The sequence below is a fragment of the Micromonospora sp. NPDC005173 genome (assembly GCF_040608515.1).
In the GTDB taxonomy this organism is placed as follows: Bacteria; Actinomycetota; Actinomycetes; order Mycobacteriales; family Micromonosporaceae; genus Micromonospora.
The window spans coordinates 1-15,614 of record NZ_JBEXIK010000068.1 but is presented as its reverse complement, the minus strand read 5'-3'; the positions used below and the strand labels follow the sequence as shown (position 1 = coordinate 15,614).

Annotated in this window: 15 protein-coding genes; 11 read left to right on the top strand and 4 right to left on the bottom strand. The window is 68.6% G+C overall.

All coding sequences use genetic code 11. The features are described 5' to 3' along the window. Position 1 precedes the first annotated feature (1 nt). Positions 2-196, bottom strand: coding sequence for a hypothetical protein (locus tag ABZV00_RS35525; RefSeq protein WP_355614403.1), 195 nt, complete (start codon positions 194-196; stop codon positions 2-4). Positions 197-237: 41 nt separating this feature from the next. Between ABZV00_RS35525 and ABZV00_RS35520 the strand changes: the two genes are divergently transcribed. After that, a complete protein-coding gene (locus ABZV00_RS35520) occupies positions 238-1,392 on the top strand; it encodes an FUSC family protein (RefSeq protein WP_355614400.1) in 1,155 nt (384 codons plus the stop codon). 29 nt (positions 1,393-1,421) lie between these two features. Here the strand turns inward: ABZV00_RS35520 and ABZV00_RS35515 are convergent, their stop codons facing one another. Further along, positions 1,422-2,069: a TetR/AcrR family transcriptional regulator gene (locus ABZV00_RS35515; RefSeq protein ID WP_355614397.1), complete on the bottom strand. Its 648-nt coding sequence runs from the start codon at positions 2,067-2,069 to the stop codon at positions 1,422-1,424. A gap of 141 nt (positions 2,070-2,210) precedes the next feature. On the opposite strand from ABZV00_RS35515, the gene ABZV00_RS35510 reads away from it, so the two are divergent. From ABZV00_RS35510 to ABZV00_RS35485, 6 genes are all read left to right on the top strand, one after another. Then, complete coding sequence (locus ABZV00_RS35510; RefSeq protein WP_355614394.1) at positions 2,211-3,344, top strand: VOC family protein; 1,134 nt, start codon at positions 2,211-2,213, stop codon at positions 3,342-3,344. Further along, complete coding sequence (locus ABZV00_RS35505; protein ID WP_355614391.1) at positions 3,341-4,279, top strand: fumarylacetoacetate hydrolase family protein; 939 nt, start codon at positions 3,341-3,343, stop codon at positions 4,277-4,279. The genes ABZV00_RS35510 and ABZV00_RS35505 overlap by 4 nt, the downstream gene beginning before the upstream one ends. Further along, complete coding sequence (locus ABZV00_RS35500; protein ID WP_355614388.1) at positions 4,276-6,159, top strand: acyl-CoA synthetase; 1,884 nt, start codon at positions 4,276-4,278, stop codon at positions 6,157-6,159. Before ABZV00_RS35505 ends, ABZV00_RS35500 begins: the two co-directional genes overlap by 4 nt. Then, positions 6,156-6,512, top strand: a complete 357-nt coding sequence (locus ABZV00_RS35495; protein WP_355614386.1) for a DoxX family protein — start codon at positions 6,156-6,158, stop codon at positions 6,510-6,512. The genes ABZV00_RS35500 and ABZV00_RS35495 overlap by 4 nt, the downstream gene beginning before the upstream one ends. Next, positions 6,509-8,047: a bifunctional 3-(3-hydroxy-phenyl)propionate/3-hydroxycinnamic acid hydroxylase gene (locus ABZV00_RS35490; protein ID WP_355614383.1), complete on the top strand. Its 1,539-nt coding sequence runs from the start codon at positions 6,509-6,511 to the stop codon at positions 8,045-8,047. Before ABZV00_RS35495 ends, ABZV00_RS35490 begins: the two co-directional genes overlap by 4 nt. A gap of 444 nt (positions 8,048-8,491) precedes the next feature. Further along, a complete protein-coding gene (locus ABZV00_RS35485) occupies positions 8,492-9,295 on the top strand; it encodes a patatin-like phospholipase family protein (RefSeq protein ID WP_355614380.1) in 804 nt (267 codons plus the stop codon). Positions 9,296-9,597: 302 nt separating this feature from the next. On the opposite strand, the gene ABZV00_RS35480 is transcribed toward ABZV00_RS35485, so the two are convergent. Beyond that, complete coding sequence (locus tag ABZV00_RS35480) at positions 9,598-10,281, bottom strand: SDR family NAD(P)-dependent oxidoreductase (RefSeq protein WP_355614377.1); 684 nt, start codon at positions 10,279-10,281, stop codon at positions 9,598-9,600. Between the two features lie 139 nt (positions 10,282-10,420). On the opposite strand from ABZV00_RS35480, the gene ABZV00_RS35475 reads away from it, so the two are divergent. Further along, positions 10,421-11,278, top strand: coding sequence for a helix-turn-helix transcriptional regulator (locus ABZV00_RS35475; RefSeq protein WP_355614374.1), 858 nt, complete (start codon positions 10,421-10,423; stop codon positions 11,276-11,278). Between the two features lie 84 nt (positions 11,279-11,362). Here ABZV00_RS35475 and ABZV00_RS35470 read toward each other — a convergent pair whose 3' ends face one another. Next, positions 11,363-12,247 carry a DUF1963 domain-containing protein gene (locus ABZV00_RS35470; RefSeq protein ID WP_355614371.1) on the bottom strand — a complete coding sequence of 295 codons (885 nt, stop codon included), beginning with the start codon at positions 12,245-12,247 and terminating at the stop codon, positions 11,363-11,365. Positions 12,248-12,590: 343 nt separating this feature from the next. Here ABZV00_RS35470 and ABZV00_RS35465 point away from each other — a divergent pair, with 343 nt between their 5' ends. The 3 genes from ABZV00_RS35465 (at position 12,591) to ABZV00_RS35455 (ending at position 15,316) form a co-directional block, all read left to right on the top strand. Then, positions 12,591-12,695, top strand: coding sequence for a recombinase family protein (locus ABZV00_RS35465; protein WP_355614433.1), 105 nt, complete (start codon positions 12,591-12,593; stop codon positions 12,693-12,695). A 20-nt stretch (positions 12,696-12,715) separates the two neighbouring features. After that, positions 12,716-13,579 (top strand): zinc ribbon domain-containing protein, encoded by an 864-nt coding sequence (locus ABZV00_RS35460; protein WP_355614368.1) that lies wholly within the window; start codon positions 12,716-12,718, stop codon positions 13,577-13,579. A 495-nt stretch (positions 13,580-14,074) separates the two neighbouring features. Continuing rightward, positions 14,075-15,316, top strand: a complete 1,242-nt coding sequence (locus ABZV00_RS35455; protein ID WP_355614430.1) for an IS701 family transposase — start codon at positions 14,075-14,077, stop codon at positions 15,314-15,316. The last annotated feature ends 298 nt before the right edge of the window (positions 15,317-15,614 follow it).

Here is a 15,614-nt window from a genome sequence, read left to right as displayed (position 1 = left end):
GCTACTTGACTGAATTGCCGCCCCGGGCAGCTTCCTTGGCATCCTGCACGACCGAGCGGTCCTGCGCGAGCCGTCCACGCGTCATCGCTCCGCCGATGAGCAGCGCGTCGAACAACCCGACGAGTTCGCCGGCCGGATCGACACCGGCGCGCTCGACGGCCGCCTGCAATTGCCCGATCCACGACTCGTCCCGCACTGAGCCCGGGTTTATGCCGGCCGGGCGGGGTAATTCTCGCCATGGCTGCTGACCGCGGGGACGTCTCCCGTCCCAACGCCGCTGTCAGGGGCGTGGCGGCGAAGGCTCGGCGTCACGCTGGCGAGGCGGGACGGCTGAGGCTGCGGCTGTTCTCCGTCATCCTGCTCGTCGCCGCTCAGTGCGGGCTCGCGGCGGCCTTGTCCTGGGGTTTGGCGCACCACGTCCTCGATCGCCCCTCGCCGATCTTCGCGCCGAGCGCGGCCGTCGGGACGATCGTCGCCGCCCTGGGGCAGCGCGCCCGACGCACCGCCGAGCTGATGCTCGGAGTGGGGGTCGGCCTGGCGGTCAGTGATCTCCTGGTGCGCATCCTCGGCTTCGGCCTCTGGCAGATCGGCCTGGTGGTTGCGCTGGCCATCGCCGTCGCCCTGCTGGCGAGTGGGCACAGTGGAGCGCTGGTTGCCCAGGCCGGCGGCACGGCAGTGCTGATCGCCACGTTCGCCCAGGCCGAGCGGGGCCTCCAGTGGGCGCGGATCGTTGACGCCGCGGTGGGGGGCATTATCGCACTGGTGGTGGTCGCGTTCCTGCTACCCATCAATCCGATGCGCATCCTCGAGCGCGCCACGGCACCGGTTGCCGAGACCCTGTGCAGGCAACTGCGGGAGGTGGCCCACGCACTGGCGGAGGGTGATCGGGACCGGGCGATGCGCGCACTGGATCAGCTGAGTGCCATGGGTCCCGACCTGGAACGCATGCACGAGGCCCTGGGCGGCGCCGAGGAGGTCACGGTGATCGCGCCGGCGCGCTGGCAACGCCGTCTCGATGTCGAGCACTACCAGGCCGGTATCCCACACATCGAGCGGGTGAGTCTTGAGGCCCGCGAGCTCGCGCGGTGGGCGGTGACCACGCTGGAGTACGACGAACCGGTGCCAGAGGAACTCCCAGCAGCCATTGAGAAACTCGCCGAGGCGGTGCACTTGCTCAGGCGGGAGGCGCGGGCGGGCCGACCCTTCGAGCAGACGTACGAGGCGGTGTTGGACGGCGCGCGACTGGCCGGTGAGGCCTACCGCGAGGGGCGTAAGCCGTTCTCCGACGCCATGGTGATCCAGTTACGCACCATGGCCAGCGACCTGCTCCGCGCGACAGGCTGCGAGCCGGAGACTGCGAACCGGATCGTGCGCGAGGCCAGCGCGGTCTAGATCGTTTGACGGGCGGAGTGCCCTCTCAGCTACGGGCGATGGCTGTCGAACCGGGGCAACGGGCGCTGACAGATCTGGCGGGCGTCCTCTGGCGGAAGACCGAGCATCCGCAGCACGTCCTCGGTGACCTGATCGGTGGCCGTGGCGTCGTCACGCTCAGGGTGGTCATGCAGCAATTGCCCGAGGCACAGCGCGGCGCCGGCCACGGTCACCATCGCCAACTCCGGGTCGCGTACGCCGAACCGCCCTGCACGCACGCCGTCTTCGATGTCACGACGGGCTCGCGGCGCCAGGCCCTTGTCCGAGCCGGCCAAGGCCAGGCCGGTGTTGAGCAGGACCTTGCTCAGCTCGGGTTGTCGGCGGTGAAGGCGTCCGGTCAGCCGGAAGCTCTGCGCGAACACGTGGGCCGGGTCGTCCAGGCCCACTGTCAGCTCGTCGAGCAGGGCGCCGTGGCGCTCGAGGGCGTCCTCCACCGCGGCCTGGTAGAGCTGTTCCCTGCTGTCGAAGTGGTTGTAGAACGAGCCCATCCCCACGTCGGCGGCCTGGGTGAGCTCGAGGATCGGGACGTTCTGCTTTCCAGCCGCGATGAAGGTCTGGGCGGCTCTAACGAGCGCCGATCGGGTGTGCGCCTTCCGTCGTTCCAGGCGGTTAGGGGCATGCGTGGTTTGTTGCGCCATGCCTGCTTGTTCACCTCTCCCAGGTCGGTGTGCGCCTACCTTAACCCCGGCGACCCTCAGATATGACGGATTCGTCATCCGCGCTTGACTGACGCTACTCTCGTAAGTGACGATTTCGTCAGCGCTAGGAAGGAGCGGGACATGATCGAGCGGCACGACCCGCACACGGGTCTGCACAGCGAGCAGGGTGCACTGCCGGGCGAGCATCCGGGGAGGGCGCGCAACCCGCTCATCAAAGTGCACGACCTGGCCTGGTTGGAGTTCGAAAAGCCCGATCTTGAGCGGGCTGAGCTGTTCGCCCGGGCCTTCGGCTTCACGACGTCGTTGCGTACCGCCGACGAACTGCACCTGCGGGGCACGGACCCGGGTTCGCCCTGCGTGCTCATCCGCCGGGTCCGCCGATCACGGTTCATCGGCCCCGCCTTCCGGGCTGCCGAGCCGGAGGACGTGCTGCGGCTTGCGGATGCGACCGGCACGGCGATCGCACCGCTGCCGGAGAGCCTGGGCGGGGTGACGGTGGATCTGGTCGACCCGAGCGGGGCGCGGGTACGCGTGGTCGCGGGCACGCACGAGCTCCCCGCGCTGCCCACGCAGGCGCCTCTGACGTTCAACTTCGGGCACGACGTGACGCGGGCGAACGGCGTCCAACGGCCACCGCGGGAGCCGGCCAAGGCGCAGCGGCTCGGTCACGTCGTGCTGCAGACGACCCGGTACCTGGAGACGCTCAACTGGTATCTCGAGCACCTGGGCCTGATTGTCAGCGACTTCCTCTACCACGAGGGGCAGCGCGAGCGCGGCCCGATTATGAGCTTCATTCGCTGCGACCGCGGCAGCACGCCCACGGACCATCACACGCTCGCGATGACCCTCGGCCCGGCGAACCGGTACGTGCACTCGGCCTACCAGGTCCCGGACCTCGACTCGCTGGCCGCCGGCGGGGAGTACCTGCTCGACCGGGGCTACCAGCGGTCCTGGGGGATCGGCCGGCACATCCAGGGCAGCCAGATCTTCGACTACTGGCGCGACCCGGACGACTTCCTCGTCGAGCACTTCACCGACGGCGACCTGTTCGACTGCACGCTCGAGCCGGGCTGGGCACCGATGAGCGCCTCCGGGCTCGCCCAGTGGGGTCCGCCCGCCACCAAGGATTTTCTCGGCATGAGACCCGGCCGGGAATCGCTTCGCGAGCTGCGCGCGGTCATCAGCGCGCTGCGCGAGGAAAACGAATTCGACCTCCACCGCCTCCGCGGCCTGATGAAAGCGTTCAACTCATGACCACCTCCGTCCTGCGCACCGCCGACGCCTGGTGGGTGCTCACCCCCACCGGCGCCGCCAAGGTGCACACCAGCGCCACCACCACCGGGGAGCTGTTGGCCGACCGGCCGGCGATCGTCGCGGCCGCGACGAGCAGCGACACCGTTCCGGTGGACGACCTTGCGCTGGTCTCCCCGGTGACGGCGCCCTGCCGCGTCGTCGCCCAGATGACGAACTTCGCCTCGCACGTCAAGGACACCAACGGCAATCCCGAGACCGTCCCCCTGACCTTCTTCCGCAAGACGTCGGGCTCGGTCAGCGGTCCCTTCGCCGACGTGGTCCGTCCCACCCACGTGACGCTGCTGGACTACGAGGTGGAGATCGGGCTGATCTTCGGCCGCGAGATGCCCGTCGGCACGACCGTCACCGCGGACAATCTCGCCGACTACGTCGCGGGCCTGGTGGTCACCAACGACATCTCGGCACGTGACGTCCAGCTTCCCAAGACCCAGTTCTACGAGGCCAAGTCCTACCCGACCTTCACCCCGGTCGGCCCCGCGCTGGTGCTGCTCGACGCCGACGAGCTCAAGCGGTTCACCGACCTGCGGCTGAAGCTGTGGGTCAATGGAGAGCTCCGGCAGAACATGACGGCCGCCGACATGATCTACCTGCCGGTCCAGGCGCTGCAGGCGCTGACCCGCTTCCAGCGACTCGACCCCGGCGACCTGTTGCTGACCGGCACGCCCGTCGGGACGGCCTTGAGCGCACCGCCGAAGCCCGTCGAGATCATCGCCTCGCTGCTGCCGCCCGCGGTGAAGTGGAAGATGTTCTTCAAGGGCCAGGCCCGCAACCCCAGGTACCTCAAGGACGGCGACGTCGTCGAGGTCACCGTCGCCACCGACGACGGCGCGATCGATCTGGGCCGGCAGCGCACGGTCGTGAGGTACGCCCGATGACTGGACCCCTGCTGTGGCCGGACTACGCCACGGCCGCGGACCTGGCCGCGATCGAGGCCGTGCCGCTGGAGGCGCGGGGCCTGCCCGAATCGACGTACGCGCTGCTGTCGCGGGCGGCGACGCACTGGCCGGATCGCGCGGCCATCACCGTCCTGCCGGACGCCGCCCGCTGGCGGGAGCCGCTCCCCCGTACCTTCGCCGAGCTCCTGGCCGACGTCCACCGGGTTGCGAACCTGTTCCACGACCTGGGGGTGCGGCGGAATGACGCGGTCGCCCTGATGTCGCCCAACTGCGCCGAACTGATCACCGCGACGATGGGCGCACAGCTTGCCGGGATCGCGGCACCCCTGGGCGGCGGACTGTCGCGGCAGCACCTCGCCGAGCTCCTCCGGCGCTCCGGTGCCCGCGTGCTGGTCACGGCCGGGCCCGAGCTCGCGCCGGACATGTGGGACACCGCGCAGGCGCTCGCCCGCAACGGCCTGCTCGACGCGATTCTCGTGCTGCGGCCCACCGGGGCGTCGGGCACGCCCCACCCTCTACCGGCCGTCGGCGGCGTACGCGTCGGCTACCTCGGCGAGCTTGCAGCAAGGAAGGACCCGTCCGCCTTCGGCGGTGAGCTGCCCCGATCCGCCGACCTGGCCGCGATGTTCCACACCGGTGGCACCACTGGCGCGCCGAAGCTGGCCGCGCATACACACGGCAACGAGGTCGCCGACGCGTGGATGCTGGCCGCCAGCTCCCTGTTCGACGAGCAGACCGTGGTCTTCGCGGCCCTCCCGCTGTTCCACGTGAACGCCCTCGTCGTCACCCTGCTGGCGCCCCTGTTCAAGGGACAGACCGTGGTGTGGGCCGGTCCATCGGGCTACCGCGACCCCGCGCTGTTCGGCGAGTTCTGGAAGATCGTCGAGCACTACCGGATCGCTGCCATGAGCGCAGTGCCCACCGTGTACGCCGTACTGGCGCAGGTCCCGATCGACGCCGACATCGACAGCCTGCAATTTCCGCTGGTGGGGGCCTCGCCGCTGCCCACCGCGGTCCGGGACAACTTTCAGGCCCACACCGGGATAACCCTGGTCGAGGGCTACGGGCTTACCGAGGCGACGTGCGCGAGCGCACGTACCTTTCCCGACGCGTCGCGGCCGGGCTCTGTTGGGCAACGCCTGCCCTACCAGCGGGTGCGGGTGGTCGCCGCTGACGGCACGTGGGAAGACCGACCCTTCGGCGCGACCGGCGTGCTGGCGATCAGCGGCCCGACAGTCTTCCCCGGCTACGTCACAGACCGTGACGAGAACGGGCCCGTCCTCGACGGACTCGGCAAGCTCGTCGACGGCTGGCTGGACACCGGGGACCTCGCGCGCGTTGACGAGGACGGCTTCGTCTACCTCGCCGGGCGGGCGAAGGACCTCATCATCCGCGGCGGACACAACATCGACCCCGCGATCATCGAGGACACGCTACTGACTCACCCGCAGGTCACCGCGGCCAGCGCGGTCGGGCGCCCCGACGTCCACGCCGGTGAGGTGCCCGTCGCCTACGTCACCCTCATGCCAGGCGCCACCGTAACGGAAGACGACCTGCACGACTGGGCGAGCGAGCGGGTGCCCGACCGCACCGCCGCGCCCAAGACCGTGACGATCCTCGACGAACTGCCCGTCACCGCCGTGGGCAAGCTGTACAAGCTCGCCCTGCGGAAGGAAGCCGCCCGCGCGGAACTCCGTGCCGCGCTCGACCAGACCGCCGGAGTACAGGACATCGAGGCCGCGATCGAGGGCAACTGCATCGTGGCCACTGTGAAAGTTCATCCCTCTGCCCAGGAGGGGGCCATCAAGGCGATCCTGGGCCGGTATGCCATTGAATGGCGATTGGTGGTTGTGTCATGACGCTCGCTGCGTGCATCCTCGCGGTGCTGCTCGCGCTGATCTTCTCTGCCCTGGGCACGGCCAAGATCCTGGCCCTGCAACCGATGCGTGCGCTGGCCGCGGAGGCCGGATTCCCCGTCGCGGCCTATCGCCGCATCGGCCTGCTCGAGGTCGCCGCGGTGATCGGGCTGCTCATCGGACTGTTCCAGCCGCTGATTGGCATCCTCGCCGGCGCCGGGCTGCTCCTCCTGCTCGGCGGAGCCCTGGTCGTGCACCTGCGCAACGGAGACGGCCCGCGCAAGTACGCCCCGGCCGTCGTCTGCGGAATCCTGGTCGCCAGCTACCTCGTCCTTCGGGTCCTGGCCACACAATGAACGTCGTTCCGGTAGTGATCGTCGGCGCAGGCCCCACCGGGCTCACCGCCGCGACGCTGCTCGCCCAGCACGGCGTGGAGTGCCTGATCCTCGACCGTTGGGAGTCGGTCTATCCCCTGCCCCGCGCCGTCGCCCTCGACGACGAGGTCCACCGCATCCTGGCGCGCCTCGGGCTCCGGGACGAGTTCGCCGCCATCGCCAGGCCACACCGAGGCCTTCGACTCATCGACCGCAGGATGCGGGTGCTGGCCGAGTTTCAGCGCGACGTGGCGCCGGGCCGACACGGCTACCCCCAGGGGAGCATGTTCGACCAGCCGGAGCTGGAGGAAATCCTCCGTCGGAATCTCACGCAGTACGACAGCGCCACCCTGCGCGGCAGCACCGAGGTCACCGCGCTGACCCAGGACGCCGACGGCGTACGGCTCGACGTCACCGACACGGCCACCGGCGAGCACCAGGTCGTCCGCGCGGCGTACGTCCTGGGTTGCGACGGCGCCAACAGCCTGACGAGGGCCGCCATCGGCGCCAGCATTCAGGACCTGGGGTTCACGCAACGCTGGCTCGTCGTCGATGTGGTCACCAACGCCGAACTCGGCCAGTGGGAAGGCGTACACCAGCTCTCCGACCCAGCCCGCGCTGGCACGTACATGCGGATCGGGAAGACCCGCTACCGCTGGGAGTTCCGGCTGGCGCCCGGTGAGACCGCGGACGACTTCCGCAAAATGACCCGGCTGCATCCGTTGATCTCGCGATGGACGGGGAACATCCCCGCTGGGGAGTTGGAGGTGGTCCGTGCGGCCGAATACACCTTTCGGGCGCAGGTCGCCGACCGGTGGCGCGACCGCCGGGTGTTCCTGCTCGGCGACGCCGCCCACCTCACCCCGCCGTTCATCGGCCAGGGAATGGGTGCCGGGCTGCGCGACGCGATGAACCTCGCCTGGAAACTCGCCGGCGTGCTCGACGGGTCCCTGCCCGAGACCGTGCTCGGCACCTACCAGATCGAACGCAAGCACCATACCCGCGCCATGATCAGGCTGGCGAAGTTGATCGGTACCGCGATGACAGCCGGCGGCAGAATGGGCGACATCATCCGCCGCGCGGTGGCGCCACGGCTGCATCTTGTGCCTGGCCTCACGGCCCTGGCCACGGACAGTGAGACACCTGCGCTGCGCCGCTCCGCTCTGGTGCTGCGGCCACGTCTGCGCCGCGCCCTCGCGGGTCGACTGTGCCCGAACGCCATCCTCGACGGCGAGCGCCGCCACGACGACGTGGCCGCTGGGCGCTTCGCGATCGTCACGTCCACCGAGCCGCCCGCCACCCTACAAACAGACGTCGAACGGTGCGGCGCAGTGCTCATCACTGCGCGGCCCGGAAGCGAGCTACACCGATGGCTGAGAGACGGCCGCGCCCACGCAGCAGTCGTCCGCCCGGACGGCACCGTCCTCAGTGCCGGCCGAGACCTGCCCGCGCTCGTTGCCATCCTGCCCGGCTTCAGAGGGAAACTCCCCCGCCCCACGACCAGCACCGGCGAGTAACCGTCAGACATCAGCGGTGTGCCAGGGGTATAGCCCCTCCAGTGCCTGGCACGACATCACAGCCCGGCCGGGCCGGTCCAGGCTGGCCTCCGCCTTCGCACCCGAGGGCATCGAACAGACGATCACCGCGATGGCCGACGCCCAGCCCTCCGGGGCACCCACCCACTCCAGCCATCGCAGCGAAGACGATCATCACCGAATGCGCCGCCAAGCTGGAGCGCTACCGGGCAGCCGCCGCCGCGGCCCTGTCCCGCCTTCCCTGAGCTGGCGTCGCCCCTGCAGGGTGACTGAGTCATGAATCGGGCATCTGGTCCCCGGTTTCGTGGTTCAGTGTCCGCACCGACGCGTCGATGAGCCCGCCCGCTATGTCCTACGACTGGGCTCGACTTCTCGACGTCAAAGCCTCGTGGCCCGATCCGGGTCGGAGCGATGGACGGTGGTTACGTGCGGATCGCGGTGGCACTCGGCGCCGGCGGCGCGCGTGGCTATGCGCACATCGGCGCGATCCAGGTTCTGGAGGAGCGCGGGTTCGACATCGTCGCCGTCGCCGGGTGTTCCATGGGTGCCCTGATCGGAGGGCTGTACGCGGCAGGCAAGCTCGGCGCCTACACCGACTGGGTGCGTACGATCGGCCACCGCGAGGTGTTGCGCCTGCTCGATCCGGCGGTGGGCGCGCCGGGGGCGATCTGGGCCGAGAAGCTGATGGCTCCGGTCAGGGAACTGCTCGACGGCGTACGTTTCGAACAGTTGCCCGTGCCTTTCACGGCGGTCGCGACCGACCTGCTGGCCCGTCGAGCCGTATGGTTCCGGCACGGTCCGGTGGACGTCGCGGTGCGGGCCTCCATCGCCCTGCCACCCGCCATCACCCCGGTCATGGTCGACGGTCGGCTCCTCGCCGACGGTGGCCTGATGGAGCCGCTGCCGATGGCGCCGACCACGTTCATGCCGGCCGACGCGGTCGTCGCCGTGTCCCTCAAGGGGGCCCGGGCCCAGCCGATGGCGCCTGTCCGGGGTGACCAGTCTGCGAAACTCCCCGTCGACCTGGGCGCGCTTGATGTCATGAGCCTGTCGTTGGATGCCGTGGCGGACCTCCTCATCCGCTACCAGCTGGCCGGATACCCACCGGACCTGCTGATCGAGGTACCGACCGATGCCGCCCGGACGTATGAGTTCCACCGCGCTGCCGAGATGATCGAGGTCGGCCGGCGGGCGGCTCTGGATTCCCTCGCGTCCAGGCCGTTCCCCTGACCCTTCGCGGTTGGTGAGGACAGCGCCGCTGGTGTTTCGTCAGACTCGCCGCGCATCGACTACACCTGCGAAGGCTGCTACACGCGGGTCGGTCCAGCCGCAGTCGCGGCGATCGGTCAACCGGGCGGGGCGTGTGCCTCCGCCCGCCGGTCACAGCAGCGGGCCGAGGGTGTCGATGACCCGGTGCGCAAGATCCCAGACTCAGCGAGACGACGCGCCCAGGACGGACCTGCCGTGGACTCGCCGCTTGCGCCCGTCGACAGGCGCGGGCGTGTGTCCGCAGGCTCGAGCTGTGCGCGGGCTCACCACGGCAGGTGTCCTGCCTCGTCCTGGAAGGTGCCGGTTGGGCCGGTCGCGTCGAGGGTGGCCAGACGTACGACGACTCGGGCGCTCTCCTCGACCGGTCGTCCGATGCCGAAGGCGGCGGTCATGTCGGTGGCGGTGGTGCCCGGCTCAAGGGCGTTGAACTTGATGCCCGGCTGTGACTTGGCGTAGTGCACCGTCAGCATGGTGGCTGCGGACTTCGACGCCGAGTACAGCGCGAGCGGCAGACCGAACTCCGGCCGATCGGGGTTGTTCACCGCCCAGAACGACCCGGCGCTGCTGGAGATGGTGACGACGTTGGCGTTCGGGGACCTGCGGAGCAAGGGCAGTGCCGCCTGCGTGACACGCACGATGCCGACCGCGTTCGTGTCGAAGGAACGCAGCGCCGCAGGGCCGTCGAGCGTGGTCTCCAGGACGCCGGCGTTGTGCACCAGGACGTCGAGACGGCCCTCGGCCGCGTCGATCGTCGCCAGTGCGCTGCTGACCGAGGCGTCGTCGGTCACGTCGAGCTGGACGAACCGCGCCCCGAGCTCGGCGGCGGCCTTCTTACCGCGTTCGGCGTCACGCGCGCCGATATAGACCTCGTGCCCCAGCTCCCGCAGCTGCCTGGCGGTCTCGTAACCGATGCCCTTGTTGGCTCCGGTGATCAGTGTGACGGTCATGACTCCCCCTCGAGTTACGTGGCCCGGACGGGCCGTCGTGAACGCTATGAGCGGCACGCCGACTCACCCAGAGCCCTCTGCAGCCTGGGGTGCGACAGGACCCCCTCCGATCGCTGCACAGAGAGCTAGGGTCGCCCTCATGAGCGAGTCGACGAACGCCCTCGGGGCCTACTTGCGAGCCCGGCGCGAGCTGGTGACGACGCAGCAGGCAGGCATCCCCGACATCGGGGTGCGGCGTGTGCCGGGGCTGCGGCGGGAGGAGGTCGCCATGCTCGCCGGCATCAGCGCTGACTACTACCTGCGGCTCGAACGCGGCCGTGACCGCAACCCCTCCGTCCAGGTGCTCGAGTCGATCGCACGCGTGCTGCAGCTCGACGACGACCACTTCGCCCACCTGCTCACCCTGGTCGCGGAGGTTCCCCGGCGGCGCAGACGCCGACCGCGCAAGCAGACACCGCCGGCAGGAGCGTTGAAGCTCCTGGAGAGCCTCGTGCAACCTGCCTTCATCGAAGACCGGTACTTCGACATCCTGGCCGTGAACCGCATGGCCACAGCGCTCTCACCCGGCCTTGCCGTCGGCGGCAATCAGTTGCGCGACCTGTTCCTGGACCCGGCCGAGCAGGCGCTGCATCCGGAGTGGGAGAACGTGACGGAATGCTTCATCGCGAACCTGCGGCAGGCCGTGGGAACCCACGTCGACGATCCCCGCTTCATCGAACTCACCGGCGAGCTGTCGCTGGCGAGTCCGCGGTTCCGACAGCTCTGGGCCCGGCACGAGGTGCGCGGACAGCGCGGGACCCCACTTCGGCTCGACCACCCGCAGGTCGGCGAGATGACCCTCAACCGGGAGCGACTGGCGATCAACGGCACCGAGGACCTGATGCTGGTCGTCTACCACCCGGACGCCGGCTCCAGCGATGCGGACAAGCTGGCTCTACTTGCCTCTGCCGTCCTGCCCACTTCAGGTGCGAAGGACAAGGTCGTGAGGCATGCATGACGACTATCGGGATCATCGGCGCCGGCGAGGTCGGTAGCCAGATCGCCCGTGCAGTCCGCGGCCGCATTCGGCGCCGCCGGTGCTCTACTCGCTGAACTCGGTCACGGAAAGCGCCTTGTCCAGCCGACCGGCGGCCAGGTCGTCGTGGCGGATCACAAAACTCCCGTAGTAGAACTCGTCGGCCACGGGAAAGCGGGCGAGCGACACCCACTCGCTCGTCAGCCGGTGCTGCTCCTTCTCCACATGGGAATACCACTTCGCCACGGGGATGACGATCTCGCCGGCCTTCTCGCGACCCGCGAGGGTCTGCTCCGCAATACTCGTGATCACCTCATCGTCGGCATACCCGCCGATACAGGCGCTGGCGAGCCCTTCGTCAGGCGGCCAGAGGTCGTAGGCCAGAGCACAGAGCTCGTCCAGGTGCGGCAGGTCACGCTCCAGGTCACGGGCCAACTGCTGCTGGAAGGGCGACAGGTCGTCCTCGTCCTCCTCCTCGTCCTCGTCCGTCCCGAACCAATTGGGCAGCTGCGCGAGGAGCGTGGCGCCGACGTCGTACTGCTTGCCGACGAACTCGTAGTTGGTGGGTTCTTCCGCCACCTCGGTATCGGTGCCGGCCGGTACATACACGACTCGCGCGTACCTCCGCTCCCCGGTGGCACTGGCCAGGCAGTCCTCCTCGTGGTCCAGGAAAAAGAGCAGCGCGCCGTCTGCCGGCAGGCCGAAGCCGTCGACTCTCGGCAACGCCGCACAGTCGACGGAGAAGATGAACGGCAACCGACTGACCCCGGCGAACGGCCAGTCCATACCCACCGGCAGCCGGGGCAACCCACCGAACTGCCCAACCGGAACACCGCCCGAACCCCCGCTCAACCGGATCGACAAACGGAGGTGCTTGGTGAACCTGCTGATCTCGTCGTCCGGGATACCCAACTCGAGCGCTGCACCACGAAACTGCCCCAGATGATCCATAGCCCAAGCATGACGCCACGAAGACACCGACGAGACGGCGAGCCCGGCGACCGGGTGGCCCGCGGCCCGCACACACCGTTGTCGGCATCACCGCCGTGATCGGGTCATCGTGCGGACGTCGCCCAATTGACAACTCGCTCGGAACGAATACGCACGCTGATCGCGGCTACGAGCGTGCACGAGCTGCGCTGGCCGCCGTTCTTGCCGAAGCGTCCCCATCAAGGGCACATCCTGGCGCGCCCTCACCGGCCCCGGACGCTCGGCATCGCCGAAGGACTCACCGCCAACCACGTCCCCTGCCCCTCGGCACACGACCGCGCACGGAATCCACACCGCAGCGTGAATCGCCTCGTCCAAGAGCGCCATCCTCACCAACCCCCGCTACACCGGCCGGCAGGTATGGAACAAACAACGCACCGGCGAAGTCCTCCTAGACGTCGAGATGTAGCACTGGGCCACACCGGAGTCATGCGCTGGAACACCGCTGACAAATGGGTGGTCTCCAAAGACCTCACTCACCCACCTCTGATCGATGACGACACCTCCGAGCAAGCCCAAGCCCTGCTCTCCCGTCGCGCACGAGCCGTCGACCGTCAGGAACGCCAACGCCGCAACCCCTATATCTTCCGCGGATTGATCTACTGCGCCGCCTGCCAGCGCCGTATGCAAGGCCAGTACAACCACGGTGCCGCCTACTACCGCTGCCGTTTTCCTCAGGATTACGCCCTCGCCAACGAGGTGGAACACCCCCGCAACGTCTACCTGCGCGAGGACGCCCTCAGCGACCCGCTTGACCAGTGGCTGGCGTCCGCATTCGCCCCGGACTACCTCGAACAAACGATCACCGCCATGGCCGACGCCCAGCCGGTGGATCAACTCACGCCAGTTACGGCCGCAGCCCGGGCCACTATCGCGGCCTGTGACACAAAGCTCGCGCAGTACCGGTCGGTCCTCGACGCCGGCGCAGATCCCATGGTGGTCACCGGCTGGATCACCCAGACCCAGGCCGAACGGGCACGAGCCGAAGCCGATCTTCAATCGAGCCAGCGAGCGGAGCCACGCCGGATGAGCCGCTCCCAGATCGCCGGCTTGGTTCGAGCGCTCGGCGACATCGTCACCGTGCTGCGCGACGCCGACCCCGACGACAAAGCCGAGGTATACCGGCAGCTGGGCCTCCGGCTGACCTACCAGACAGAAACGCAAACGGTGCGCGCTGCAGTGGATCTCAGCGCGCACCGTGGGGTTATCGTTCGTGTCCGAGGGGCGATCGATACCGCTGCCCCACCGTCACAGTGCATGGACGATCACGTGGTGATCAGCTATGGACGGTAGCTCCGGCGCTCTCGTGCCTTGCAGATAAACGTCCATTAAGGCGCAATGTCCTGCGGGCTATCGCATGGCCACGCGAGGGTGTCGGTCGGAGGTGGACAATCTCGTCGTGATCGATAACTACGCAATGCCTGCAGGTCTTCCTGCCCTCGTCCGTCACTATCAGGGGCAACGCCAAGAATCCGTCGCGTACATCACGCCATCATGGCAAGCCGCGCTCGCAGGCTCGCCGGACGAAGTATCGGTGTTACTCGACGACCGATGGAGCGATCTAGCTCAAAAGCCCGGCAGGCGCAGGGTCACACGCGATCGTCTCCAAGGAACTGCTAGTACTCCAGCCGGGGATGTTGACCTTCGCTGAGCTGGGGCCTGATGCGGTCCGGGCACGAAGGCAGCCACCGTCGATCATGGACGGTTGTGTGGACTGACCATGACGCAGCGGTGGCTGCCGGATACAGGGTAGACGCCCAGCGATGGCGGGTGTTGTTCGACGACCTCATGTTGACCATCGGGCGGCGTTTCCGCAGGCCGGAGCCCCGACGTCGAGTTGGTGACTTGGTGCGGGGACTGCTGGCGCCGCTACCGCGTAAGAACTGCTGGACCATCGCCGAGCACGCCGGTGATGCGGGCCCGGACGGGATGCAGGACTTGTTGACCCGGGTGAAGTGGGACGATGCCGCAGTCCGTGCCGATGTCCGCGGGTTCGTCGCCGAGCAGCTCGGTGATGCCGACGCGGTGCTGGTCATCGACGAGACCGGTGATCTGAAGAAGGGCCGGCACACCGTCGGAGTCCAGCGGCAGTACTCCGGCACGGCCGGGAAGATCGAGAACTGCCAGCTTGCCGTGCATCTGGTCTACGCCACCAAAACCGTCCACGCGATGCTGGACGCAGCCCTCTACCTGCCCAAATCCTGGTGCGATGACCCGCAGCGGCGGTCCGAGGCGGGTGTCCCCGAACAGGTGCGGTTCGCGACCAAGCCGCAACTGGCAACCCGGATGATCGAGGCCGCGGTCCTTGCCGGGTTGCCCTGCCGCTGGGTGGCCGGCGACGAAGCCTACGGCGGCGACCCGCGCTTGGCCGCCAAGCTGCGCACGCTGCGATTGGGCTACGTCCTGGCGGTGGCCCGTTCACATCAGGTGACCACCGGTCTGGGCGTCTATCGCGCTGATGTGCTGGCCGCCGGACTCCCCGCTTCGGCTTGGCAGCGGATGTCGGCCGGCCCCGGCGCTAAAGGCCACCGCTACTACGACTGGTCTTTCACCGCCCTGCCTCACGCCGCGGACAGCCACGGCGGGCAGCATTGGCTGCTGATTCGCCGCAACCGCACCACCGGCGAGCTGGCCTTTTATCGTTGCTGGTCACCCGAACTCACCGCGCTGCGCACCCTGGTCACGGTTGCCGGGCGTCGATGGAAGATCGAAGAGTCGTTCCAAGCCGCCAAGACCGGCCTCGGTCTGGACCAGCACCAACACCGCCGCTGGACGTCCTGGCACCGGTGGACCACTCTGGCGATCCTCGCCCACGCCTTCCTCGCCGCCGCTACAGCTCACCGCGACCGGCCCGACCCCATCGAGCTGATCCCGCTGACCGTCAACGAGCTACGCCACCTGTTCCACGTCCTGATCATCGAACCTGCCCGCCGCCGAACCGACCCACTGCACTGGTCGATCCGCCGACGCCGCCACCAAGCCAGAGCCATGACCAGCCACTACGCCCGACAAGCCCTCATCGAACCGTGATCACGATCCCCGGCTGGAGTACTAGTACTCCAGCCGCACTTTCAGGTTCGGAGTCTGCGCTGGTAGTGGCTGGTTCGAGCGCGGTATTGGTGGCGGCGCCGTCACGACGTCGATCGTACTATGTAGACTCCCGGTCTCGTGACAGTGGATCTTGTGGCGGGCTGGGTGGCGGGCCTGGACGACGTGATGGCGCGTATCGCGCGCCGGTTCGGACGTGTCGAGCCGCGCCGCCGGGCCAGGGGTTACCTGCTCGGGCTGCTGTCGCCGCTGGCGGGCAAGAACAGCTGGACCATCGCCG

Bases quoted from the DNA above. Each gene is read 5' to 3' on its own strand.
- ABZV00_RS35520 (WP_355614400.1), top strand. From the start codon at position 238: ATGGCTGCTGACCGCGGGGACGTCTCCCGTCCCAACGCCGCTGTCAGG.
- ABZV00_RS35515 (WP_355614397.1), bottom strand. From the start codon at position 2,069: ATGGCGCAACAAACCACGCATGCCCCTAACCGCCTGGAACGACGGAAG.
- ABZV00_RS35510 (WP_355614394.1), top strand. From the start codon at position 2,211: ATGATCGAGCGGCACGACCCGCACACGGGTCTGCACAGCGAGCAGGGT.
- ABZV00_RS35505 (WP_355614391.1), top strand. From the start codon at position 3,341: ATGACCACCTCCGTCCTGCGCACCGCCGACGCCTGGTGGGTGCTCACC.
- ABZV00_RS35500 (WP_355614388.1), top strand. From the start codon at position 4,276: ATGACTGGACCCCTGCTGTGGCCGGACTACGCCACGGCCGCGGACCTG.
- ABZV00_RS35495 (WP_355614386.1), top strand. From the start codon at position 6,156: ATGACGCTCGCTGCGTGCATCCTCGCGGTGCTGCTCGCGCTGATCTTC.
- ABZV00_RS35490 (WP_355614383.1), top strand. From the start codon at position 6,509: ATGAACGTCGTTCCGGTAGTGATCGTCGGCGCAGGCCCCACCGGGCTC.
- ABZV00_RS35480 (WP_355614377.1), bottom strand. From the start codon at position 10,281: ATGACCGTCACACTGATCACCGGAGCCAACAAGGGCATCGGTTACGAG.
- ABZV00_RS35475 (WP_355614374.1), top strand. From the start codon at position 10,421: ATGAGCGAGTCGACGAACGCCCTCGGGGCCTACTTGCGAGCCCGGCGC.
- ABZV00_RS35470 (WP_355614371.1), bottom strand. From the start codon at position 12,247: ATGGATCATCTGGGGCAGTTTCGTGGTGCAGCGCTCGAGTTGGGTATC.
- ABZV00_RS35460 (WP_355614368.1), top strand. From the start codon at position 12,716: ATGCGCTGGAACACCGCTGACAAATGGGTGGTCTCCAAAGACCTCACT.
- ABZV00_RS35455 (WP_355614430.1), top strand. From the start codon at position 14,075: ATGTTGACCATCGGGCGGCGTTTCCGCAGGCCGGAGCCCCGACGTCGA.